Here is a 20,955-nt window from a genome sequence, read left to right as displayed (position 1 = left end):
TATTCACCGGCCTTCGCGGTACCACATGCTGCCAAGGACAAGGATCATCGCGGCAAGGCCGAGGAAGCCGGAGAACAGCGGCAGGCGGTTGACGCTTTTCAGCACCGTTTCACTGGTTGGCCGCAATCCGATCCAGTTGTCACCACTGGCACTGGCAAAGCTGCGCGAGGCGACGATGCTGGGCACTTCAATCGATGTCTGGTCTGCGGTTGCCCGCAGGCGGCGGGCACCGCCGCCGGTTTCGCGGGCGAAGCCGTCGAGCTTGGCTGTCGTCGATATATAGTCCGCAAATTCCGGCGCATCGACCGGCCCGACATGGGCCAGCGTCGTCAGATCGCCATTGGCAACCTGAAACAGGCCGATTTCCGTTGTCGGCACCGAGGCAGTGAACACGCCGGGTTCGGTCTCGGTGAGCGGGATGTCCTGTTTCTTGCCGGATGGCGTGATGATGCTGGCCTGCTGGGCGGTCTTCTTCATCGTCTGGCGGCGGATTTCGAGATTGCGGCCACTGCCCGTTGCGGTCAGGGCTTCCTCTTCCAGTTCCGGTTCCTTCATCAGCCAATGCGCAATCCGGCGGTAGAGTGCGGCATGCGGGCCGCCGCCTTCAAAGCCGCGCGCCCACAGCCAGCCCTGATCGGACAGGAACATGCCGACCCGGCCTTCGCCGATACGGTTGAGCACGAGCAACGGCTTGTCGCCGGCATTCATCACGACCGTGCCATCCGGCTTGTTGACATCGATGACGCGGAACCAGCGGCTCCACTGCGGCGGTTCCTGCGTGCTGCCTTCAAGGCCGCGCGTCACGGGATGGCGTTTGCCGTCGTCGCTCAGGCGCGGATAGAAAGCTTTTTCGGTGACATCGCCTGTCGGCGTAGCCGGCAGGATGGTCAGGAGCGGCGTGTTGGCGATGGAGACATTGCCCGCATATTCGGGACCGGCGGCAATAAGCAATGCGCCACCCTTCTGCACATAGTCATTAATGTAGTCATAATAGAGCAGCGGCAGCACATCGCGGTGCTGATAGCGATCAAAGATGATGAGATCGAACTGGTCGATCTTCTCGACGAACAATTCCCGCGTCGGGAAGGCGATCAGCGACAGTTCATTGATCGGCGTGCTGTCCTGTTTTTCCGGCGGGCGCAGAATGGTGAAGTGGACGAGATCCACCGAAGCATCGGATTTCAGCAGGTTGCGCCATGTGCGCTCGCCATTGTGCGGCTCGCCGGAAACCAGCAGTACCTTCAGGTTCTCGCGGATGCCATCGACCATGGCGACGGCGCGGTTGTTGATTTCGGTCAGCTCGTTGGGAACGGCATCGACTGCCAGCTCGACAATATTGACGCCGGCGCGCGGCAGCGTCACCTCAAGCCGCATTTCCTGGCCGATGATGGCATCCTGCGACAACACCTCGTTGCCGTTTACCCGCACGGTGACGCGCGCCCGGCCGCCTTGGGGTTCACCGGCGGCCGTGACCTTGTAGGTCATCTGCTGCGGTTTGCCGGTGATGCCGAAGCGCGGTGCCCGGACAAACTGGATGCGCCGGTCGATCTCGCCCGGACGGCCGGTGATCAGGCCATGGATCGGCGCGTTGAAACCAAGCGCCGCAACATTGTTCGGGATATCGTGGATCTGCCCGTCGGTGATCATGATGGCGCCGCCGATGCGCGAGGGCGGAACGTCGCGGAATGCGCCGTTCATGGCCTGGAACAGCCGCGTGGCCGTGGCATCGTCGGTTTCGCTGGCGCGGTTGGTCTCGACGGTCCGCACCTCGAACTGCGGCAGGCGCGCCAGCGCGGCCTGGACCTGCTTGAGCGCCTCGGTTGTATCGGCGGTGCGGTCGCCGATATCCTGGCTTTGGCTGCGGTCGGCGATCACGGCGACGACGCTTTTGAGCGGCTCGCGTTCCTCGTTGATGACAACGGGATTGAACAGGGCCATGGCGAGCGCGGCCACGGCCAGCAGGCGGATCACGCTGCCGCGCTGCCGCAGGTACAGGCCTGCCAGTGCAAGTGCCAGCAAAGGCAGGAGCAGCAATGCCAGGAGTGGGGTCGAGAGCAGGGGCTGGAAGTCGAGGGAGAGATACATGTCAGTTCGCCAGCCGCTTCAGGAGATCGGGCACGTGCACCTGATCGGATTTGTAGTTGCCGGTCAGCATGTACATGACGATGTTGATGCCCGCGCGATAGGCGAGAACCCGCTGATCCGGATCATTGGGGATGGTCGGGAGCAGGGGAGCGCCGCTGCCGTTGACGGCCCAGGCGCCCGCGAGATCATTGCCGGTAATCATGATGGGCGAAACGCCGTCGCCGACCCGCACCGGGCGGTCCTTGTTGGCTTCGGGTGCCTGCGAGGCCTGCACCCACAGCTGGCTGCCGCGGAACCGGCCGGGAAAATCCTGCAGGATATAGAAGGCCTTGGTCAGCACATGGTCATTGGGCACCGGTTCCAGCGCCGGTATGTTCATGCCGGAAAGAATGTCGCGCAGGCGCGCATTGGCCGGTGTCGAACTGTTGTCGAAGCTGATGGCGGCGGCATCCTGATCGCGCGTGTCGAACAGAACGGTTCCGCCCTGCTGCATATAGGCGTCGATCTTGGCAATCGCGGCCTGCGACGGCATTTTGGCCGCGGGGTCGACGGGCCAGTAGATCAGCGGAAAGAAGGCGAGCTCATCGGTTTCGGGGTTGACGCCTATGGGCTCGCCGGGCTCCAGCGCCGTGCTGTCGGCAAGTGCCCTGGAAAGCCCGAAAAGGCCCGCCTTGCTGATATCGTCAACGGCACGATCCCCGGTGATGATATAGGCGAGGTGCGTGGCGTTGACCGCGTCCAGGATCGTCTGGTCGCCCGGTTTGCTGTCGTTCTGCTGGGCATGGGCCGGAGAGGGGGCGAATGCCAGGATGGCGGGAATGATGAGGATCGCCAGGGAGGCGGCTGCGGCCATCTTGAAACGGCGGCGCAAATGCCCGCCAAGCCAGAGAATGGCAAGCGCGTCGAGCGCCAGCAGCAGGGCGGCGAGCCCGAAGAGCGGGCCACGCAGCGGCACCGATTCATCAACGGCATAGCGTGCCGTGGTTACGGGAATGGCAAGCTCGGGACGGACCAGAGGCTTGATGCCGCTGTCCGGCTTGAAAAGGTTGAGGGCACTCATGGAATCCTCGACGCCGTAAAAGCCGGGCGGATTGTCAAAGCTCACGGTGCCGGTTTCGCCCGGCTTGAGGATAAGCGGCTTGGCATCCGCACCCGGAGGGGTCAAAGCCCCTTCGGCGTTCAATGTCAGATAGGGCGGAAAGGCGCGGGAAGCCCCAGCGCCATTGTCCTGCGGCGACGGTCCGGTGTTGCGCGACAGGGTGACGATGCGGTGCAGCATGTCGACAAAACTGCCGCTGATCGGCAGGTTCGACCATGTGGCTTCGGGCGTGACGTGGAAGAGGACGAGCTGCCCGCGCCCGCGGGTCTCGCCCGTCACCAGCGGCGTGCCGTCGGCAAGATTGGCCCAGCTCTTCTCGAAGAGGTCGATGGCGGGCTCTGCCAGAACCTGGCGGTTGACGGTGACATCGTGCGGCGTCGGCAGCCCGGCAAACGGACCCGTATCCGGGAACGCGGCAACCGGCTGGGATTCCTTCCACGACAGGGCACCGCCCAAAGAACGTTCGCCCTTGCGCAGGTTGACCGGCAGAAGCGGGTCGTGCTCGCTGTTGCCCGCAAGGCGCGGCCCGGCAAAGCGGATCAGTGTCCCGCCCTTGGCAACCCAGTCCACCATGGCCTGTTCGGTCTCGCCGGGCAGTTTGCCGATATCGGCCATGATGATGACGGACGGCTTCTGCTCCAGGAGTTCCGGAATGGCCTTGATCAGCTCCGCATTGCGCGGCCGCAGGAGATCGGCGAAGGGCTCAAGCGCGCGCGAAATGTAGTAGAGCGGCGACAGCAGGGGCTGCGACAGATCCGCTTCGGAACCGGACAGCAGGGCGACGCGGCGCCGCTTGTTGTTGTCGTCGACAAGGAAGGTGGCGCCCGCATGCGGGGCGTTGTCGATGCGCAGGCTGTGAAAGTCGTTGCGCAGTTCGTAGGGCGCCGCGATGACGGCTTCGCCGGTCGCTTCATTGGCCCGGAAAACCAGTCCGGTTTCGGCGATGCGGCGGCCTTTTTCATCATAGGCGCCGATGGTGATGCCGCCCGAGGCACGGCTGTCATCGGAACGCACGGCGTGGACGGTGAGCCCGTTCGCATTGTTCTCCACCTGCCGGATGGCAGAAAGGGCCGCGATCGACGGCTGATACCAGATCACCGAGGCGATCCCGCTCCCCTCCATGGATTTGATGGCCGTCGCCGCCTGCGGGGTGTCGACACCGTCGTTGAGGTAGGCGACGCGCACGCCTTTGACATTGGCAAGGACGGCCTTCAGCCGGTCGAAGGCAGCGCTGCGGTTGACGGGAATCGGCCGGACATTCAGCGCACGCAGCCGCTCAAGCGCGGTTGCGGCATCGAACGGACCGACATCGGCATTCAGTTTCTCGGCCGTACCTAGGATATAGATCAGCGCGCCGGAGGCATTGGCATCGGCGATGAGCCGTTCTGCGGTTTCCTTGCGCGCGGTCCATTCTTCATTGGAAGACCAGCCATTGTCGAGCACGATGGCGACCGGCTCCTTGCCGCTCAAAGTCTCGGCGCGCGGATTCCATACGGGTTCGGCGAGCGCGAGAATGACAAGCGCTGCCAGCACAAGCCGCAGCAGCGTCAGCCACCACGGGCTGCGGTCCGGCGTTTCCTCTTTCTTGAGGATCTGGGCCAGAATTTTCAGCGGCGGGAAGGATTCGCGGACCGGCCGCGGCGGCGTCGCCCGCAGCAGCCACCAGATGACGGGCAGGGCCAGAAGTCCCAGCAGAATTGCCGGTGCGCCGAGGGCAAGGGGAAAGGCACCCATCATAGGCCCGTCCTCTGATACCCGGCGTCGGCGGTCATGTTCAGGTGCACGGAAACCAGCGCTTCGGAGGCAAGGCGGTCGGTGCGGTTGGCCGTGTAACTCCAGCCGATTCGGCGGCAATAGGCGCTGAGTGTTTCACGCCGGGCAAGGAACAGGCGCTTGTATTCTTCGGCATAGTCCTGCGCCCGGCCGACGGTCAGCATCGCGCCGGATTCCGGATCGACGAATTCCGTGCGCCGCTTGTAGGGGAAATCCGCTTCGGCCGGATCGTAGATTTCAACCAGATGCGCGCGGGCGCCGCGCTGGGCAATCTGCTCAAGCAGGGCAAGCGTCTCGTTGACCGGTTCGAGAAAATCACTGACCAGCACCACATCGGAAAAGCGCCGGACCTTGCTGAAATCCGGCTGCTTCGGCAGATCGGCCACATGCGACAGCGCAACCGCCAATCGCTCCGCGCCATTGGCGGCGGAGGTCGGATCGGTCACGTCGGGGAAGGCGATGCGCTCGCCGCTGCGCGACAAAAGTTCGGCCAATGCCAGGATGAGTACGAGCGCGCGCGATTCCTTCGATACCTGCGCCATATCCGATTTGTAGAGCATGGAGGCCGAGGAATCCGCCCACAGCCAGACCGTATGGGCGGCTTCCCATTCCTGATCCCTGACATAGGTGCGGTCATCGCGCGCCGAACGGCGCCAGTCGATGCGCGCGATGGCTTCGCCGTCCGTGTAGGGGCGGAACTGCCAGAACGTCTCGCCGACGCCGCTCTTGCGGCGGCCATGCCAGCCGGTATTCGTGGTGTTGGCAATGCGGCGGGCTTCGACCAGAAGATCGGGCAACAGCGCGGCGCGCTGGCGTGCACGCGCCAGCGCCTCGCGTGTCGCGGTCTTCTGGACCTGCGCGCCGATGGCTGCCATCAGAGTGCGGCCTTGGTCAGATTGGCGATGACCTCGCGCACGTTCATGCCGTCGGCGCGGGCGGCGAAGGTCAGTGCCATGCGGTGCTGCAGAACCGGCTCGGCCAGCGCCCGGACATCGTCAATCGACGGCGCGAGACGCCCGTCATAGAGCGCGCGGGCGCGGGCGCACAGCATCAGCGCCTGGCTGGCACGGGGGCCGGGGCCCCAGGCGATGAATCTTTGCGCGATATCGTTGTCCGCACCGGGGCGGGCCGAACGCACGAGCTTGAGGATGGCTTCGACAACGCCTTCCGCCACGGGAATCCTGCGGATCAGCTGCTGCATTTCGCGCAGGCGCTCGGCAGTGATGGTCTTGGCCGCCCGGGCTTCCGAGGTGCCGGTGGTTTCGAGAAGGACGCGGCGCTCCGCCTCCAGCTCCGGATAAAGGATATCGATCTGCATGAGGAAGCGGTCAAGCTGCGCCTCGGGCAGGGGATAGGTGCCTTCCTGCTCCAGCGGATTTTGTGTCGCCAGCACGTGGAACGGCGATGGCAGGTCGTGCCGTTCACCGGCAACGGTCACATGGTATTCCTGCATGGACTGCAGCAGGGCCGACTGGGTGCGCGGCGAGGCGCGGTTGATTTCGTCGGCCATCAGCAGCTGCGCGAAGATCGGGCCTTTGACATAGCGGAACGAGCGCTTGCCATGGTCGTCCTGTTCCATGACTTCCGAGCCGATAATGTCCGACGGCATCAGGTCGGGCGTGAACTGCACACGGCGCTCGTCGAGGCCGAGCACGGTACCGAGGGTTTCGACCAGCTTGGTCTTGGCAAGGCCGGGAACACCGACGAGAAGGGCATGGCCGCCGGCAAGCAGCGCGACGAGCGTGCGCTCGATCACGCTTTCCTGGCCGAAGATGACAGTGCCGACGGCAGCGCGTACCCTGGAGATATCCGCCAAAGCCTTTTCGGCCTCTGCTATCATGGCCTTCGGATCGGACGGTTCCCCGGTTTTGATGATTGTCATGGTTTACCTCGTCTCTGGCCTGCGGAGCTGGTTTATGGTCAGCTTCACACTTAAATGAGTCTAGATCACTATGACATGCAGACAAGCGGTTTAACGGTGACTATTTCGTGACGAATGAACAAAAAGGTCTTGGTATGGCACAGTCAGAGGGCACGTTGCGCGATGCGGCAGGGCTTGAAGCGCTGATTTCGCGCGCCGCGGCGCAAGGCAAGGGCCTGCCGCCGGTGGAAAAGTGGAACCCCGACTTCTGCGGCGATCTCGATATGGAGATCAAGGCTGATGGCACCTGGTTCTACATGGGAACACCCATCGGCCGCGCACCGCTGGTCCGGCTGTTCTCCACGGTCCTGCGCCGGGATGCCGATGGCAAGACCTATCTGGTCACGCCCGTCGAGAAAGTCGGTATCCGCGTCGAGGATGCGCCCTTCCTTGGTGTCGAGCTCAATGTATCCGGCGAGGGCGCCGATCAGGTCATGACCTTCCGCACCAATGTGGGTGATATCGTCGAGGCAAATGCCGCCAATCCCTTGCGCTTTGTCATCGATCCGGCCAATGGCGGGCTTAAGCCCTATGTGCTGGTGCGCGGACGGCTGGAAGCGCTGCTGGCCCGCCCGGTCATGTACGAACTGGTCAGCCATGGCGAAGATATCGTCGTCGGCGGCAAATCCATGTTTGCCGTGCGTTCCGGCGGTACGGTCTTTCCGATCATGCCGTCGGGCGAGCTGGAAGAGCAAAGCCTATGAACCAGACAGTATTGAGGGATGACGGCTTTTCCGCCCGGGCCTTTGCGCAGCGCGTCGCGGCGAAGGGCCATGAGACGCTGAGCGTCGATCATGGCGACCACCTGCTCAATCCCGACCTCGATGCCCTGATCGCGGCGACCAAACTGCGCGAGGCGGCGGTGCTGATCCCCATCGTCGATCATGGGGATGAAGCGGGCGTCATTCTCACCCTGCGCAATGCCAACATGCGCAAGCATTCGGGTCAGGTGGCATTTCCCGGCGGCGCCATCGATCCGGAAGACGATTTCCAGCCGGAAAAGGCGGCGCTGCGGGAAGCGCATGAGGAGATCGGCCTGGAAGGGCGGCATGTCGAGCTGCTCGGCCGTCTGCCGCGCTATCTCACCACGACGGGCTATTCCATCACCCCGGTGCTCGGGCTCGTTCATCCGCCATTCGACCTGACGCCCAATCCGGATGAGGTCGCCGATGTGTTCGAAGTGCCATTGTCCTTTCTGATGAATCCTGCCAACCACCGCAGGGAAAGCCGGATATGGCAGGACAAGGAACGTTTCTATTATACGATGCCGTTCGGCGACCGCTTCATCTGGGGCGTTACGGCGGGCATCATCCGCACACTTTATGAAAGGCTCTATTCTTGAGCATGACAGTATCGATTGCCGGCAAGGCCCCATGGCTGAAGAACGAGGCTTTGCAAAGGCTGCTCGCCGCCCTTTCTGCCGATGGCGAGGGCGCGCGCATTGTCGGCGGCGCGGTGCGCAATGCGCTTCTCGGGCAAGAGGTGTCCGATCTCGATATCGCAACCACCTGTGTGCCGGATGAAACGATTCACCGGGCGCAGGCGGCGGGGTTCAAGACCGTGCCGACCGGTATCAGCCATGGCACGGTGACCGTTGTCGCCGACAAGCGGCCGTTCGAGGTGACCACGTTGCGCGCCGATGTCGAGACCGACGGGCGCCACGCAGCCGTTGCCTTCGGCCGCGACTGGCAGGTCGATGCGGACCGGCGCGATTTCACCATCAATGCGCTCTACGTCGAAGCGGATGGTACGATCGTCGATCTGGTCGGCGGTCTTGCCGATATTGAAAGCCGGACCCTGCGCTTCATCGGCGATGCGGAGCAGCGCATCCGCGAGGATTACCTGCGCATCCTGCGCTTCTTCCGGTTTTTTGCCTGGTATGGCCATGGCCGTCCCGAGAGCGAAGGTTTGAAGGCCTGCGCCCGCCTGAAGGACGGGCTGGCGCAGCTGTCGGCGGAGCGCATCTGGTCGGAGCTGAAGAAGATGCTGGCGGCGCCGGATCCTTCGCGCGCCCTGCTGTGGATGCGTCAGGCGGGCGTGCTGACGGCGGTTCTGCCGGAGAGCGAGAAATGGGGCATCGATGCGATCCATGGTCTCGTCAAAACGGAAAAGGAACTTGACTGGTCGGCTGATCCGCTGCTGCGCCTTGCCAGCATGATCCCGCCCGATGCGGAGCGCATCCATGCCATGGCGGTGCGCCTGAAGCTTTCCAATCAGGAGCGCGAGCGGCTGGAAGCCTGGGCTGGTGCCGTCCTGCCCAATGCCGAAATTTCCGAGGCGGGTTTTGCCAAGCGGCTTTATCGCAGCGACCGGCAGGGCATGATGGACCGCCTGCGCCTTGCGCTGGTTTCAGCGCGCATGGAGGCGCTCAACGACAATGCCGCCATGATGCGTGCCGGTCATCTGTCAAAACTGCTGGAATTTGCCGGGCGGTACGAGAAGCCCAAATTCCCCATTTCCGGCGGCGACCTCATCGCTGCCGGTCTGGAAAAGGGCCCCGATGTGGGCAAGCTGCAACGCGCGCTCGAGGATGCCTGGATTGACTCGGGCTTTACGCTGGACCGTGATGCGCTGCTTGCCAGAATTCCCGACCTGACAGGAAAGCCTGTCTAGGCAGCCTTGCCCTTTTCAGGCTGGATATTGGCCTTGATCGTTTCGAGCATGGCTTCGCGGATGGCCGTTTCGCCGTGGGTTTCGCGAAGGTGCTCGGTGGCGCGGCGGATGATCTCGGCTTCGGTGTCGTGACGGGTATGCCACTGGCAACCGGGAACGATGCAATGAAGTTCTTTCATGGCCTTTTCTCCCTGTTGTGGGCCCGGCGTGACGCGAGCCCTCTCCATCGAGATACGGCTTCAGATACCGTACCGGCAGCACCATAACGCATGAAAGCCGGTATTGATCCCTGAAAAAATCACATCACGGCCATTTGACCGTTGGCGGCATGGACGAAAGGATCGAATCCACGTTGCCGCCGGTCTTCAGGCCGAAGATCGTGCCGCGGTCGTAGAGCAGGTTGAATTCAACGTAGCGTCCGCGCCGGACCAGCTGTTCCTGCCGGTCTTCGGAACTCCAGTCCCGGTTGAAATTCTGCCGGACGAGATAGGGGTAGACCACCGAAAAGGCCCGGCCGACGTCGCGGGTGAAGGCAAAGTCGGCATCCCAGCCGCCATTTTCGTCGGAAGAATGCAGCCAGTCATAGAAAATGCCGCCCGTGCCGCGCGGCTCCTTGCGGTGCGGCAGATAAAAATACTCGTCGCACCAGTCCTTGAATTTCTCGTGGCTGGCGACTGCCGCATGCTTGTCGCAGACGAATTTCATCGCCTTGTGGAAGGCGGCGGTATCCGGGTCTTCCTGTGTCCGTTTGCGGTCGAGAACGGGCGTCAGATCAGCGCCGCCGCCGAACCACTGGCGGGTGGTGACAACCATGCGCGTGTTCATGTGCACCGCCGGGACGAACGGGTTCTGCGGATGGGCAATCAGCGAGATGCCCGAGGCCCAGAAGCGCGGATCTTCATCCGCACCGGGTATCTGCTTGCGGAATTCCTGGGAAAATTCGCCATGGACGGTGGAGGTGTGAACCCCGACCTTCTCGAAGACCCGGCCATGCATGATGGACATGATCCCACCGCCGCCATTGCCTTCGTCGCGCTGCCATGGCGTCTGCACGAAACGGCCCGCCGGCCGGTCGGAGAGTGGCCCTTCCAGATCATCCTCGAGCTGCTCGAAACTGGCGCAGATCTTGTCGCGCAATTCGGCAAACCACGCGGTGGCGGCTGTCTTCTTGTCTTCAAGTGCTTCGGGCAGGATGGCGGGAATATCCGGGCGGTCCATATTAGCGATTCCTTCTTGCTGTGTACTTTATCACATCCGGGGCGCGGCAAAGGAAGGTGGTGTTTGGGCTATCCCAAAAAAATGACTCGTTTTCAGGGCGGGGTTTGATCTACTCTCTGCCGTACAGGGTTCAGGAAGGGATGCAAAATGGTCTCCAAAGTACCCAGGACACACTTTCCCAAGCCGCCGCTCGACGGCTTGCGCAAGCAGCTGAAGGAAAGCCGGGGCGAAGCCCCCCGGCAGCGTGGTGCATTCATCCGCGAGAGCTTCCGCCTGCCGCGTCTTGCCGCCCGGGAGAAGGCGAAGGAGTGGTTCGACCAATACCCGAAAGCGGCTTACTGGACGGAAATCGAAAGCTGGTACGAACGGCCTGGCGACATCATCGAATTCACCATGCGCCGTTTGCCCAATGCCGACTAAAATCGGCTGAAAAGACCGATGCGCGCGCGGAAATCTCGAATTTCCAGGAAAAACCGGCGTGAATTGTCAACAACCGAACACTTTTCTTCATAAATGGCATCAAATTATTTCAATGATGGATTCAGGATTGTCATGAATCGTGGCTGACAGCCTGCCATAAAGACAGTAGAACTTTTTGCAGCGCCGGAGAATCTTCCGGCCGCGCAATCCGCGCAATAAAAAATTCAAGGAGGACACTATGCGCTTATCGTTGATCTCTGGCGTGGCGTTGACGGCTGTCATGGCGATGACTTCATTCGCCCGTGCTGACATCGTCATCGGCAACATCGCGCCTGTAACCGGCCCTGTGGCTGCCTATGGCATGCAGGTGAAGAACGGTGTTGCAGCGGCTGCGGAAGCCATCAATGCCGAAGGCGGCATCAAGGGCGAGAAGATCGTCATCAAGCTTTTCGATGATGCCGGTGAGCCGAAGCAGGGTGTGTCGGTTGCCAACCAGGTGGTCGGCGAAGGCATCAAGTTCGTGGTCGGTCCGGTTACGTCAGGCGTTTCGATGCCGGTTTCCGATGTGCTGGCTGAAAACGGCATCCTGATGATCACCCCAACGTCCACCACGCCTGATCTGACGACGCGTGGCCTGGACACCGTGTTCCGCACCTGCGGCCGCGATGACCAGCAGGCCGAAGTCGCTGCCCAGTACATTCTCAAGCACTACAAGGACAAGCGCGTCGCGGTTGTCTATGACAAGAACACCTATGGCACGGGTCTGGCCAACAATCTGAAGGCAACGCTCAACAAGGGCGGCGTCAAGGAAGTTGTCGATCAGGGCATCAATGCCGGTGAAAAGGACTACAGCGCGCTCATCACCCGCCTGAAGTCGGAAAAAGCCGACGTGATCTATTTCGGCGGTTACCATCCGGAAGGCGGCCTGATTGCCCGCCAGCTGGCGGATCAGGGCATCAAGGCCCAGATCATCGGTGCCGAAGGCCTGTCGAACACGGAATATTGGGCCATTGGCGGCGCTGCCGCTGCCGGTACGCTGTTCACCAACAGTGCCGATCCGACAAAGAACCCGTCCGCTGCGAAGATCATGGAAGCTTTGAAGGCCAAGAACATTCCGGCTGAAGCCTTCACGCTCAATGCCTATGCGGCGCTGCAGGTCATCAAGGCCGGCATTGAAAAGGCCGGCTCCGCCGATCCGGCAGCGGTTGCTGCAGCACTGCATTCCGGCGCACCGGTTTCGACCGTCGTCGGCGACCTGACCTATGCAAAGACCGGCGATCTGACGACGCCGACCTTCGTTCTCTACAAGTGGGAAGACGGCAAGGCAGCTGAAGTCAAGTAAGCTTCCTGTCAGGTGAATGAGGACGCCGGTCAGAAATGGCCGGCGTTTTTCATGCGGGCAGCGAGAACTGCCGCAAGGCTTCACCGGTGGCGATGGCCGCGGACAGCGCGAGGTTGAGTGACCGCGCCCCCGGCACCATCGGGATGATCAATCTGGCATCGGCCGACTGGTGCACCTCATCCGGCACGCCGGCCGATTCGCGTCCAAGCAGCAGGATGTCGCCCTGTCGAAAGGTGAATTGCGTGTAGGGCACGGCCGCCTTGGTGGAAAACAGCAGCAGGCGGCGCTGTTCGCCCTGGCGCCAGTTCTGGAAGTGCTGCCAGTCGGCATGGCGGGTGAGCGCGGCCTGTTCGAGGTAATCCATCCCGGCGCGTTTGAGCGACCGGTCGGATACATCGAAGCCCGCGGGCTCGATGAGATCGACCCCGATCCCGAAACAGGCGGCCATGCGCAGGATCGTGCCGGTATTGCCCGGAATATCCGGCTGGTAGAGCGCGATGCGCAGGTCGGGTTTGTTTTCAATCACAACCGGTGGGCTCCGTTGGCAATATTTCGCTCAGGCTTATGTATTTCCTGAGAATAGGCTCTCGCTTTTTCCGTTCATAATAGGTATAGGGTTTCGACCGCAACGCTAACTTTGCCAACACAAACTTTGGAGGTGTCGATGACTGAATTTTTCCGACTTCTTCCAAACCGGATGGCTTCTCCCGATGAAGCCGTGCCCGGTGTCGTTGGCGGTCTTGTGTCTGTTCTTTCCGCGTAGTTTTCTTCCCTGACACAAGTCGCAATCGTCCCATGGTTGGCGTTTGCATGTTTGTTTTTCTCTGTTTCCATCATGCTCCGGCAACCCAAGCGCAGTAACCGCCACGCTGCGTCGGAATCATTTTCGTCTCGCATGTCATGCCGAGACCGTCGCCCGAAAGAGGTTTGATAATGTTTCGCTGGTTTGAAAAAAGGCTTGAGGCGTTTCCATCCGCCGAGCCCAGTGAGCCACCCAAGACACTGGTTGCATTCTGTTTGCACTACACGCGCGGCGTCTGGCCGTGGCTCGCCGTCATGGCGGTGTGCACGGCGTCGATCGCCGTCCTTGAAGTGTCGATGTATGCCTTCATGGGCAATGTCGTCGACTGGCTGTCCAACCAGTCGCGCGAAACCTTCATTGCGCAGGAAGGCTGGAAGCTCGCATTGCTTGCCGGCGTCGTGCTGATCGTCATGCCCGGCATCGTGCTGCTCGACTCGCTGGTCATTCACCAGACCCTGCTGAGCAATTACCCCATGCGCATCCGCTGGATGGTGCATCGCTATGTCGTCCGTCAGTCCATGACGTTCTTCCAGGACGAGTTTGCCGGGCGGATTTCCACCAAGCTGATGCAGACATCGCTCGCCGTGCGCGAAGCGGTGATGAAGCTGCTCGACGTCCTGAACTATGTGATCGTCTATTTCAGCGGCACGCTGATCATCGCCGCCGCTGCGGATCTGCGTCTCATGATACCGTTCCTGATCTGGCTGGCTGCCTATGTCGGGCTGATGTGGTATTTCATCCCGAAGCTGCAGGTGGCGTCCAAGGCGCAGGCGGATTCGCGCTCGTCGATGACGGGCCGTATCGTCGACAGCTACACGAACATCGCCACGGTCAAGCTCTTCTCCCATTCCAAGCGGGAAGAGAACTATGCCCGCGAGGGAATGGAGGAGTTCCTGTCCACCGCCTATACGCAGATGCGCATGGTGACGGGATTCCATGTCACGCTCTATGCGATGAACTGCCTCCTGTTGTTCTCGGTGAGCAGCATCGCGATCTGGCTGTGGCTCGGTTCGGCCATTTCCGTTGGCGCCGTGGCCGTGGGTATCGGCCTTGTGCTGCGTCTCAACGGCATGTCGCAATGGATCATGTGGGAAATGTCGGCGCTGTTCGAGAATATCGGAACGGTGGAAGACGGCATTACCTCCATCTCGCTGCCGCGCCTTGTCACGGATGTTCCCAATGCGCCGGAACTGGCCGTCAGCGCCGGTGCGATCCGCTTCGAGGCTATCGGTTTCCACTACGGCAAGGGTGCGGGCGTCATCGACAGGCTGTCCCTCGACATCCGTCCTGGCGAAAAGATCGGGCTGGTCGGACGGTCGGGTGCGGGCAAGTCGACGCTCGTCAACCTGCTCCTGCGGTTCTACGATCTGGAGAGCGGCCGTATCACCATCGATGGCCAGGATATCGCCAAGGTGAAGCAGGACTCGCTGCGCGAGCATATCGGCATGATCACGCAGGATACCTCGCTGCTGCACCGCTCCATCCGCGACAACGTGCTGTATGGCAGGCCCGATGCTTCGGAAGAGCTGATGCGCCAGGCCGTGCAGAATGCGCAGGCGGAGGCGTTCATCGAGGCGGCGTCCGATCCCAAGGGACGGCGTGGGTTCGATGCGCATGTGGGCGAGCGGGGCGTCAAGCTCTCGGGCGGCCAGCGCCAGCGTATCGCCATTGCCCGGGTCATGCTCAAGGACGCGCCGATTCTCATCATGGACGAAGCGACCTCCGCGCTTGATTCGGAAGTGGAAGCGGCCATCCAGGACAATCTTTACCGGCTGATGCAGGGGAAGACGGTCATTGCCATCGCGCACCGCCTGTCCACCATTGCGGCGCTCGACCGTCTCGTGGTGATGGACAAGGGCAGGATCGTGGAAAGCGGCAGCCATGAGGAATTGATTGCCGCCGACGGCATCTACGCCAACCTCTGGGCCCGGCAGTCCGGCGGATTCCTCGGGCTGGATGACGAGCAGGAAGCGGCGGAATAGCTGCCTTCAACAGTCCCGCTGCACCAATGCTTCCCGGTTTCGCCGGGGAGCATTTTTCTTTGCCGGGAAATATCTGAATGAACTTTAATTTGACCGGTGAGGGGACTCGCTCAAGAGTATTCTTTCAGTCGCGCGCTGCACGTCTGACCCTGAAAGGCTGCTGATCCGATGTGCACCGCATGAGAAATATCTTCCGTCTGTTCGAAAGCTGGATCGATCCTTACGCCGCACCGCCGGCGGATCATGTCCCGTCGCGGCCGTTCCCGTTCATCTGGTTCTATGTGCGGCAGGCCAAGGCCGCGTTCTTCGCGGTGCTGGTGCTGGGCGGGCTGGTCGCGCTGACGGAAGCGGGCCTGTTCTGGTTTCTCGGCGGGCTCGTCGATATTCTGGCATCGGTCAACCCGGCAAAGGGCTGGCAAGGCCTGATGCAGGATCACGGCACGCCGCTCCTGCTGATGCTGGCGGGTGTCCTGATCGCCCGGACGATCATCCTGACGCTGTCGGCGTTGGTCGAGGAGCAGACCGTCGTGCCGGGTTTCTTCAATCTGGTGCGCTGGCAGGCGCACCTGCACACCTATCGCCAGAGCCTCGCCTTCTTTCAGAACGACTTTTCCGGCCGCATCGTCACCAAGGTCTGGGCGACCGGGCAGGCGGTCGGCGATTTCATGATGACGCTTCTGCAGGCCATCTGGATCTGCATCGTCTACAGCGTCACCACCATCGCGCTGATCGGCGACCTTGACTGGCGGCTGGCGACGATCGTCATCGTCTGGCTCGCCGCGTTCAGCCTGATCGCCCGCTATTTCCTGCCGCGCGTGCGCCGGGCTGCGGCGGAAACCGCCGAAGCGAGTTCCGTTGTCACCGGCCGGCTGGTCGATGGTTACAGCAATATCCAGACGCTCAAGCTGTTCGGCAGCGCGGAACGCGACGACGCCTATATGCGGCAGGGCATGCAGCGCTGGCTCGATGCCATCATTCCGCTGACGCGCGGCCTGAGCGGCATCCGCATTGCGCTCGGCGCAACCAGCGGTGTGATGATCTGCGCCGTGGCGATTGTTTCCATCGATCTGTGGTTGAAGTCGGAAATATCGCCCGGTGCCATCGCCTTCACCCTCGGCCTTGTCCTGCGGTTGAGCATGCTTTTGGGGCGGACCATGGCCAACCTCAACGGCCTTTTGCGCAATTACGGTACCATCCAGAATTCGATGGAACTGCTGGCGCGGCCGGTCACCGTTGTCGACAAACCCGGTGCAGCACAGCTTGCGGTACCTGCCGGCGCCATCCGTTTCGACAATGTGCAGTTTCACTATGACCGCTCGAAGCCGGTCTTCGACAATCTGTCGCTGAACATTCTTCCCGGCGAAAAGGTCGGGCTTGTCGGACGTTCCGGTGCGGGCAAGTCCACCCTGGTCAACCTGCTCCTGCGCTTCTACGACGTGCAGGCCGGGCGCATTCTGATCGACGGGCAGGACATTGTGGAGGTAACGCAGGACTCGCTGCGCGCGCATATCGGCATGGTAACGCAAGACACCTCGCTGCTGCATCGCTCCGTGCGCGACAACATCCTGTATGGCCGTCCCGAGGCATCCGATGAACTGATGCGGCAGGCCGTGGAGAATGCGCAGGCCGACACCTTCATTGCCGCCTTGACCGATCCCAAGGGCAGGCGGGGCTTCGATGCCCATGTGGGCGAGCGCGGCGTCAAGCTGTCCGGCGGCCAGCGGCAGCGCATCGCCATCGCGCGGGTCATGCTGAAGGACGCACCGATTCTCATTCTCGACGAGGCGACGTCGGCGCTCGATTCGGAAGTGGAAGCGGCGATACAGGACAATCTCTACCGGCTGATGCGCGGCAAAACCGTCATCGCCATCGCGCACCGCCTGTCGACCATCGCTGCGCTCGACCGGCTTGTGGTCATGGATGGCGGACGCATTGTCGAGAGCGGCAGTCACGACGCGCTGATCGCCGCCAACGGGCTCTACGCCGGACTTTGGGCGCGCCAATCCGGCGGCTTTATCGGGCGCCTGTGAGGCCGCTGCGAAAATGCAAACAGATTCATGGCCAAAGAGTGGAAAAGGTGTGGCGACTTATCCCTGCGACATCCTGCCCTTGTGGCTCTGTCAGGCTGGACAAGCTCATGCGACATGCTTAGAAACCACGCAATATGCTGGGGAATCCGCGAGGCTCATTCTATGGGCCAGTCGTGTATTGTGGTGACAAAGTGGACTCTCCTGCTGCGTTGTTATTCGGAAAGGAACAGGCCCCGTGAGCGCACACGATACGACCGAGCCGACACGGCGTGACTTCCTCTATATTGCGACAGGTATGGCCGGTGTGGTCGGAGCGGGAGCCTTTGCATGGCCCTTCATCGACCAGATGAGACCGGACGCATCCACGCTGGCAGTCTCGTCCATCGAAGTTGATGTTTCAGCGCTGACACCGGGCATGTCCCTGACGGTCAAATGGCGCGGTAAACCCGTTTTCATTCGCAATCGTACGCCGAAGGAAATCGAGGATGCCAAAAACGTCCAGCTGAGCCAGCTCAAGGATCCGATTGCGCGCAACGCCAATCTGCCGAGCGATGCCCAGGCGACCGATGCGGATCGCGGTGCAGGCAAAGGCAAGGAAAACTGGCTGGTCATGATCGGCGTGTGCACCCATCTGGGTTGCATTCCGCTCGGGCAGCAGGGGGATTTCGGCGGCTGGTTCTGCCCATGCCACGGCTCGCAATACGATACTGCCGGGCGCATCCGTTCCGGTCCCGCACCGGAAAACCTGCCCGTCCCGCCACTTTCATTCATTTCCGACACCGTCATCAAGATCGGCTAAGGTTCCAGGGGGAGACACGACATGAGCGGTGGACATTCATCCTATACGCCGAACACAGGTATCGAAAAATGGGTCGATGCGCGACTTCCGTTGCCGCGTCTGATCTATGATTCATTCGTTGCTTATCCTGTTCCGCGCAATCTCAACTACGCCTATGCCTTCGGTGGCATTCTGGCGATCATGCTGGTGGCGCAGATCATCACCGGTGTCGTTCTGGCCATGCATTATGCGGCTGAGACGGGACTGGCATTCAACTCCGTTGAAAAGATTATGCGCGACGTGAATTCGGGCTGGCTGCTGCGCTACCTGCATTCCAACGGCGCATCGATGTTCTTCCTTGCGGTCTGGGTGCATATTTTCCGCGGGCTCTACTACGGTTCCTACAAGGCGCCGCGCGAGCTGTTGTGGATTCTCGGCGTGATCATCCTTCTCCTGATGATGGCGACCGCCTTCATGGGCTACGTCCTGCCCTGGGGCCAGATGTCCTTCTGGGGTGCAACCGTCATCACCGGCTTCTTCACGGCGTTTCCGATCATCGGCGACCCGATCCAGCAGCTGCTGCTCGGCGGTTTTGCCGTGGACAATCCGACCCTCAACCGCTTCTTCTCGCTGCATTACCTGCTGCCCTTCATGATTGCCGGTGTTGTTATCCTGCACGTCTGGGCCCTGCACGTGACCGGCCAGACCAACCCGACCGGTATTGAAGTCAAGTCGAAGACGGACACGGTGGCGTTCACACCCTATGCAACCATCAAGGATGCATTTGCGCTGTCGCTCTTCCTGATCCTCTTTGCCTACTTCGTCTTCTACATGCCGAACTACATGGGCCATCCGGACAATTATATCCCGGCTGACTCGCTGAAGACGCCAGCCCACATCGTTCCTGAATGGTACTTCCTGCCGTTCTACGCGATGCTGCGCGCCATCACCTTCAACATCGGACCGATCAACTCGAAGCTCGGCGGCGTTCTGACCATGTTCGGTTCGATCGCGATCCTGTTCATCGTGCCATGGCTCGATACATCGAAGGTGCGTTCGGCCGTCTATCGTCCCTGGTACAAGCTGTTCTTCTGGATCTTCGTTGCCAATGCCATCATGCTGGGCTGGCTCGGTTCGCGTCCTGCCGAAGGCATCTACACGATCCTTTCGCAGCTCGGCACAGCCTTCTACTTCGGCTTCTTCATCATCATCATGCCGTTGCTCGGCCTGATCGAAACGCCGCGCCGCATACCAAACTCGATTACCGAAGCTGTGCTTGCCAAGACCAAGAGCGGCGGTCAGCCCGCGGGTGTTGCGGCAGCTCCGGAAACCAAAGGCTGAGAAACGTGAAGGACTCTCCGATGAAAAAAATCCTCCTCGGTCTCGCAGCTGCCGGTCTCGGTACCATGCTGGCTTTCGGCGGCGGTGCATTTGCGGAAGAAGCAGCCCACAATGCTGCTGAGCCGACGCACTTCCCGATCAAGCATCCGGAACAGATGAAGTGGTCCTTCGCCGGCCCCTTCGGCACCTACGACAAGCAGCAGCTTCAGCGCGGTCTGAAGATCTACAAGGAAGTCTGCTCCGCCTGCCATTCGATGAAGCTGGTGGCTTTCCGTTCGCTTTCGGAACTCGGTTACAGCGAAGCGCAGGTCAAGGCATTCGCCGCGGAATATGAAGTGAAGGACGGCCCCAATGCGGAAGGTGAGATGTTCACCCGCAAGGCTATTCCGGCTGATCATTTCCCGGCGCCGTTCGCCAATGAACAGGCAGCGGCTGCCGCCAACAATGGTGCCGCTCCGCCCGACTTCTCGCTGATCGCCAAGGCCCGTGCCGTCGAGCGCGGCTTCCCGCAGTTCCTGATCGACATCTTCTGGGGACAGTATCAGGAAGGCGGACCGGACTATATTCACGCGCTGCTGACCGGCTTCGGCGAAACACCGCCGGAAGGCATGAAGATCCCCGAGGGAACGCACTACAACCCTTACTTCATTGCCGCCAAGTCATTGGCCATGGCCCAGCCGTTGCAGGATGGCCAGGTGACCTATGATGACGGTTCGCCGCAGACACTGGCGCAGTATTCGAAGGACGTATCGGCATTCCTGATGTGGGCCGCTGAACCGCACCTGGAAGACCGCAAGAAGACCGGCTTCCGCGTCATGATCTTCCTTGTTCTGTTTGCGGGTCTCCTCTACGTCGCCAAGCGCCGTATCTGGGCCGACATCGAACATTGATCGGCTCTGACTATATCTGATCCGGAAAGGGCGCCTTGCGCCCTTTTCTTTTGCGGTGGTGGTCTATTAAACTGCACCGCTGTGCGCCTTGCAGGCACAAAGGAGTGACGACATGGATTCAACGCTGAAGCAGACGCTGGTGAATGCCATTCGGAATATCCCCGATTATCCCAAACCCGGCGTCATGTTTCGCGACATCACGACCCTGCTTGGCGATGCACGCGCCTTTCGCCGGGCCGTCGACGAACTGGTCCATCCCTATGCGGGCGGCAAGGTCGACAAGGTTGCCGGCGTGGAAGCGCGCGGCTTCATCATCGGCGGCGCCATGGCGCACCAGCTGTCCTCCGGTTTCGTGCCGATCCGCAAGAAGGGCAAGCTGCCGCATGACACGGTGCGCATTGCCTACAGCCTGGAATATGGCGTTGATGAAATGGAGATGCACCGGGATGCCATCGTGCCGGGCGAGAAGGTCATTCTCGTCGATGACCTGATCGCAACGGGTGGCACGGCTGAAGCTGCGGTGAAACTGTTGCAGCAGATGGGTGCCGATATTGTCAGCGCCTGCTTCATCATCGATCTGCCTGATCTGGGCGGGCGCAGGAAGCTCGAAGCGCTCGGCGTCAACGTGCGCACGCTCGTCGCCTATGAAGGCCACTGAGGG

The 20,955-nt window shown here is 61.4% G+C and carries 18 protein-coding genes; 11 read left to right on the top strand and 7 right to left on the bottom strand.

The window, feature by feature from the left end; all coding sequences use genetic code 11:
- Window positions 1-3: 3 nt before the first annotated feature.
- From AC1Q5O_RS10530 to AC1Q5O_RS10515, 4 genes are read right to left on the bottom strand one after another with little or no spacing between them, the layout of a single operon-like run.
- Window positions 4-2,085 (bottom strand): hypothetical protein, encoded by a 2,082-nt coding sequence (locus AC1Q5O_RS10530; RefSeq protein ID WP_492562799.1) that lies wholly within the window; start codon window positions 2,083-2,085, stop codon window positions 4-6.
- A gap of 1 nt (window position 2,086) precedes the next feature.
- Window positions 2,087-4,918 (bottom strand): DUF4159 domain-containing protein, encoded by a 2,832-nt coding sequence (locus AC1Q5O_RS10525; RefSeq protein WP_492562798.1) that lies wholly within the window; start codon window positions 4,916-4,918, stop codon window positions 2,087-2,089.
- Complete coding sequence (locus tag AC1Q5O_RS10520) at window positions 4,918-5,832, bottom strand: DUF58 domain-containing protein (RefSeq protein WP_492562796.1); 915 nt, start codon at window positions 5,830-5,832, stop codon at window positions 4,918-4,920. Before AC1Q5O_RS10520 ends, AC1Q5O_RS10525 begins: the two co-directional genes overlap by 1 nt.
- Window positions 5,832-6,839, bottom strand: coding sequence for an AAA family ATPase (locus AC1Q5O_RS10515; protein WP_472460647.1), 1,008 nt, complete (start codon window positions 6,837-6,839; stop codon window positions 5,832-5,834). The genes AC1Q5O_RS10520 and AC1Q5O_RS10515 overlap by 1 nt, the downstream gene beginning before the upstream one ends.
- Window positions 6,840-6,973: 134 nt before the next feature.
- Here AC1Q5O_RS10515 and AC1Q5O_RS10510 point away from each other — a divergent pair, with 134 nt between their 5' ends.
- Genes AC1Q5O_RS10510 through AC1Q5O_RS10500 form a run of 3 tightly spaced genes read left to right on the top strand, consistent with a single transcriptional unit; the run spans window position 6,974 to window position 9,491 of the window.
- Complete coding sequence (locus tag AC1Q5O_RS10510; protein ID WP_403183906.1) at window positions 6,974-7,582, top strand: DUF1285 domain-containing protein; 609 nt, start codon at window positions 6,974-6,976, stop codon at window positions 7,580-7,582.
- Window positions 7,579-8,220: a CoA pyrophosphatase gene (locus AC1Q5O_RS10505; protein ID WP_403183904.1), complete on the top strand. Its 642-nt coding sequence runs from the start codon at window positions 7,579-7,581 to the stop codon at window positions 8,218-8,220. Before AC1Q5O_RS10510 ends, AC1Q5O_RS10505 begins: the two co-directional genes overlap by 4 nt.
- A gap of 2 nt (window positions 8,221-8,222) precedes the next feature.
- Complete coding sequence (locus AC1Q5O_RS10500) at window positions 8,223-9,491, top strand: CCA tRNA nucleotidyltransferase (RefSeq protein WP_492563147.1); 1,269 nt, start codon at window positions 8,223-8,225, stop codon at window positions 9,489-9,491.
- Here AC1Q5O_RS10500 and AC1Q5O_RS10495 read toward each other — a convergent pair.
- Both AC1Q5O_RS10495 and hemF read right to left on the bottom strand, forming a co-directional pair.
- On the bottom strand, window positions 9,488-9,670 hold the full coding sequence (locus tag AC1Q5O_RS10495; RefSeq protein ID WP_105732019.1) for a DUF1059 domain-containing protein: 183 nt from the start codon (window positions 9,668-9,670) through the stop codon (window positions 9,488-9,490). The genes AC1Q5O_RS10500 and AC1Q5O_RS10495 overlap by 4 nt on opposite strands.
- Before the next feature lie 124 nt (window positions 9,671-9,794).
- Window positions 9,795-10,709 carry an oxygen-dependent coproporphyrinogen oxidase gene (hemF, locus tag AC1Q5O_RS10490; RefSeq protein WP_223612566.1) on the bottom strand — a complete coding sequence of 305 codons (915 nt, stop codon included), beginning with the start codon at window positions 10,707-10,709 and terminating at the stop codon, window positions 9,795-9,797.
- Between the two features lie 147 nt (window positions 10,710-10,856).
- Here hemF and AC1Q5O_RS10485 point away from each other — a divergent pair, with 147 nt between their 5' ends.
- Both AC1Q5O_RS10485 and AC1Q5O_RS10480 read left to right on the top strand, forming a co-directional pair.
- Window positions 10,857-11,129: a hypothetical protein gene (locus AC1Q5O_RS10485; RefSeq protein WP_223612567.1), complete on the top strand. Its 273-nt coding sequence runs from the start codon at window positions 10,857-10,859 to the stop codon at window positions 11,127-11,129.
- A 238-nt stretch (window positions 11,130-11,367) separates the two neighbouring features.
- Window positions 11,368-12,471 (top strand): ABC transporter substrate-binding protein, encoded by a 1,104-nt coding sequence (locus AC1Q5O_RS10480; RefSeq protein WP_288192683.1) that lies wholly within the window; start codon window positions 11,368-11,370, stop codon window positions 12,469-12,471.
- A 49-nt stretch (window positions 12,472-12,520) separates the two neighbouring features.
- Here the strand turns inward: AC1Q5O_RS10480 and AC1Q5O_RS10475 are convergent, their stop codons facing one another.
- Window positions 12,521-12,994, bottom strand: coding sequence for a tRNA (cytidine(34)-2'-O)-methyltransferase (locus AC1Q5O_RS10475; RefSeq protein WP_346306284.1), 474 nt, complete (start codon window positions 12,992-12,994; stop codon window positions 12,521-12,523).
- 410 nt (window positions 12,995-13,404) lie between these two features.
- On the opposite strand from AC1Q5O_RS10475, the gene AC1Q5O_RS10470 reads away from it, so the two are divergent.
- The 6 genes from AC1Q5O_RS10470 (at window position 13,405) to AC1Q5O_RS10445 (ending at window position 20,952) form a co-directional block, all read left to right on the top strand.
- The gene (locus tag AC1Q5O_RS10470; protein WP_492562788.1) at window positions 13,405-15,255 is read left to right on the top strand and encodes an ABC transporter ATP-binding protein; all 1,851 of its coding nucleotides are present in this window, start codon (window positions 13,405-13,407) and stop codon (window positions 15,253-15,255) included.
- A 179-nt stretch (window positions 15,256-15,434) separates the two neighbouring features.
- Window positions 15,435-17,285, top strand: coding sequence for an ABC transporter ATP-binding protein (locus tag AC1Q5O_RS10465; protein WP_492562786.1), 1,851 nt, complete (start codon window positions 15,435-15,437; stop codon window positions 17,283-17,285).
- Between the two features lie 235 nt (window positions 17,286-17,520).
- Complete coding sequence (petA, locus tag AC1Q5O_RS10460; protein ID WP_105732026.1) at window positions 17,521-18,084, top strand: ubiquinol-cytochrome c reductase iron-sulfur subunit; 564 nt, start codon at window positions 17,521-17,523, stop codon at window positions 18,082-18,084.
- 21 nt (window positions 18,085-18,105) lie between these two features.
- Window positions 18,106-19,404 carry a cytochrome b gene (locus tag AC1Q5O_RS10455; protein ID WP_346306282.1) on the top strand — a complete coding sequence of 433 codons (1,299 nt, stop codon included), beginning with the start codon at window positions 18,106-18,108 and terminating at the stop codon, window positions 19,402-19,404.
- A 20-nt stretch (window positions 19,405-19,424) separates the two neighbouring features.
- Window positions 19,425-20,294: a cytochrome c1 gene (locus AC1Q5O_RS10450; protein WP_105732028.1), complete on the top strand. Its 870-nt coding sequence runs from the start codon at window positions 19,425-19,427 to the stop codon at window positions 20,292-20,294.
- 112 nt (window positions 20,295-20,406) lie between these two features.
- Window positions 20,407-20,952 (top strand): adenine phosphoribosyltransferase, encoded by a 546-nt coding sequence (locus tag AC1Q5O_RS10445; RefSeq protein WP_464661347.1) that lies wholly within the window; start codon window positions 20,407-20,409, stop codon window positions 20,950-20,952.
- Window positions 20,953-20,955 lie beyond the last annotated feature (3 nt).

The organism is Phyllobacterium sp. MT110, from assembly GCF_058792715.1.
Note: the sequence above shows the minus strand (reverse complement) of the source record. Positions and strands in the feature narration are given on the sequence as shown.

Excerpts from the sequence above, each read along its gene's own strand:
- AC1Q5O_RS10530 (WP_492562799.1), bottom strand. The coding sequence starts at position 2,085 with ATGTATCTCTCCCTCGACTTCCAGCCCCTGCTCTCGACCCCACTCCTG.
- AC1Q5O_RS10525 (WP_492562798.1), bottom strand. The coding sequence starts at position 4,918 with ATGGGTGCCTTTCCCCTTGCCCTCGGCGCACCGGCAATTCTGCTGGGA.
- AC1Q5O_RS10520 (WP_492562796.1), bottom strand. The coding sequence starts at position 5,832 with ATGGCAGCCATCGGCGCGCAGGTCCAGAAGACCGCGACACGCGAGGCG.
- AC1Q5O_RS10515 (WP_472460647.1), bottom strand. The coding sequence starts at position 6,839 with ATGACAATCATCAAAACCGGGGAACCGTCCGATCCGAAGGCCATGATA.
- AC1Q5O_RS10510 (WP_403183906.1), top strand. The coding sequence starts at position 6,974 with ATGGCACAGTCAGAGGGCACGTTGCGCGATGCGGCAGGGCTTGAAGCG.
- AC1Q5O_RS10505 (WP_403183904.1), top strand. The coding sequence starts at position 7,579 with ATGAACCAGACAGTATTGAGGGATGACGGCTTTTCCGCCCGGGCCTTT.
- AC1Q5O_RS10500 (WP_492563147.1), top strand. The coding sequence starts at position 8,223 with ATGACAGTATCGATTGCCGGCAAGGCCCCATGGCTGAAGAACGAGGCT.
- AC1Q5O_RS10495 (WP_105732019.1), bottom strand. The coding sequence starts at position 9,670 with ATGAAAGAACTTCATTGCATCGTTCCCGGTTGCCAGTGGCATACCCGT.
- hemF (WP_223612566.1), bottom strand. The coding sequence starts at position 10,709 with ATGGACCGCCCGGATATTCCCGCCATCCTGCCCGAAGCACTTGAAGAC.
- AC1Q5O_RS10485 (WP_223612567.1), top strand. The coding sequence starts at position 10,857 with ATGGTCTCCAAAGTACCCAGGACACACTTTCCCAAGCCGCCGCTCGAC.
- AC1Q5O_RS10480 (WP_288192683.1), top strand. The coding sequence starts at position 11,368 with ATGCGCTTATCGTTGATCTCTGGCGTGGCGTTGACGGCTGTCATGGCG.
- AC1Q5O_RS10470 (WP_492562788.1), top strand. The coding sequence starts at position 13,405 with ATGTTTCGCTGGTTTGAAAAAAGGCTTGAGGCGTTTCCATCCGCCGAG.
- AC1Q5O_RS10465 (WP_492562786.1), top strand. The coding sequence starts at position 15,435 with ATGAGAAATATCTTCCGTCTGTTCGAAAGCTGGATCGATCCTTACGCC.
- AC1Q5O_RS10455 (WP_346306282.1), top strand. The coding sequence starts at position 18,106 with ATGAGCGGTGGACATTCATCCTATACGCCGAACACAGGTATCGAAAAA.
- AC1Q5O_RS10450 (WP_105732028.1), top strand. The coding sequence starts at position 19,425 with ATGAAAAAAATCCTCCTCGGTCTCGCAGCTGCCGGTCTCGGTACCATG.
- AC1Q5O_RS10445 (WP_464661347.1), top strand. The coding sequence starts at position 20,407 with ATGGATTCAACGCTGAAGCAGACGCTGGTGAATGCCATTCGGAATATC.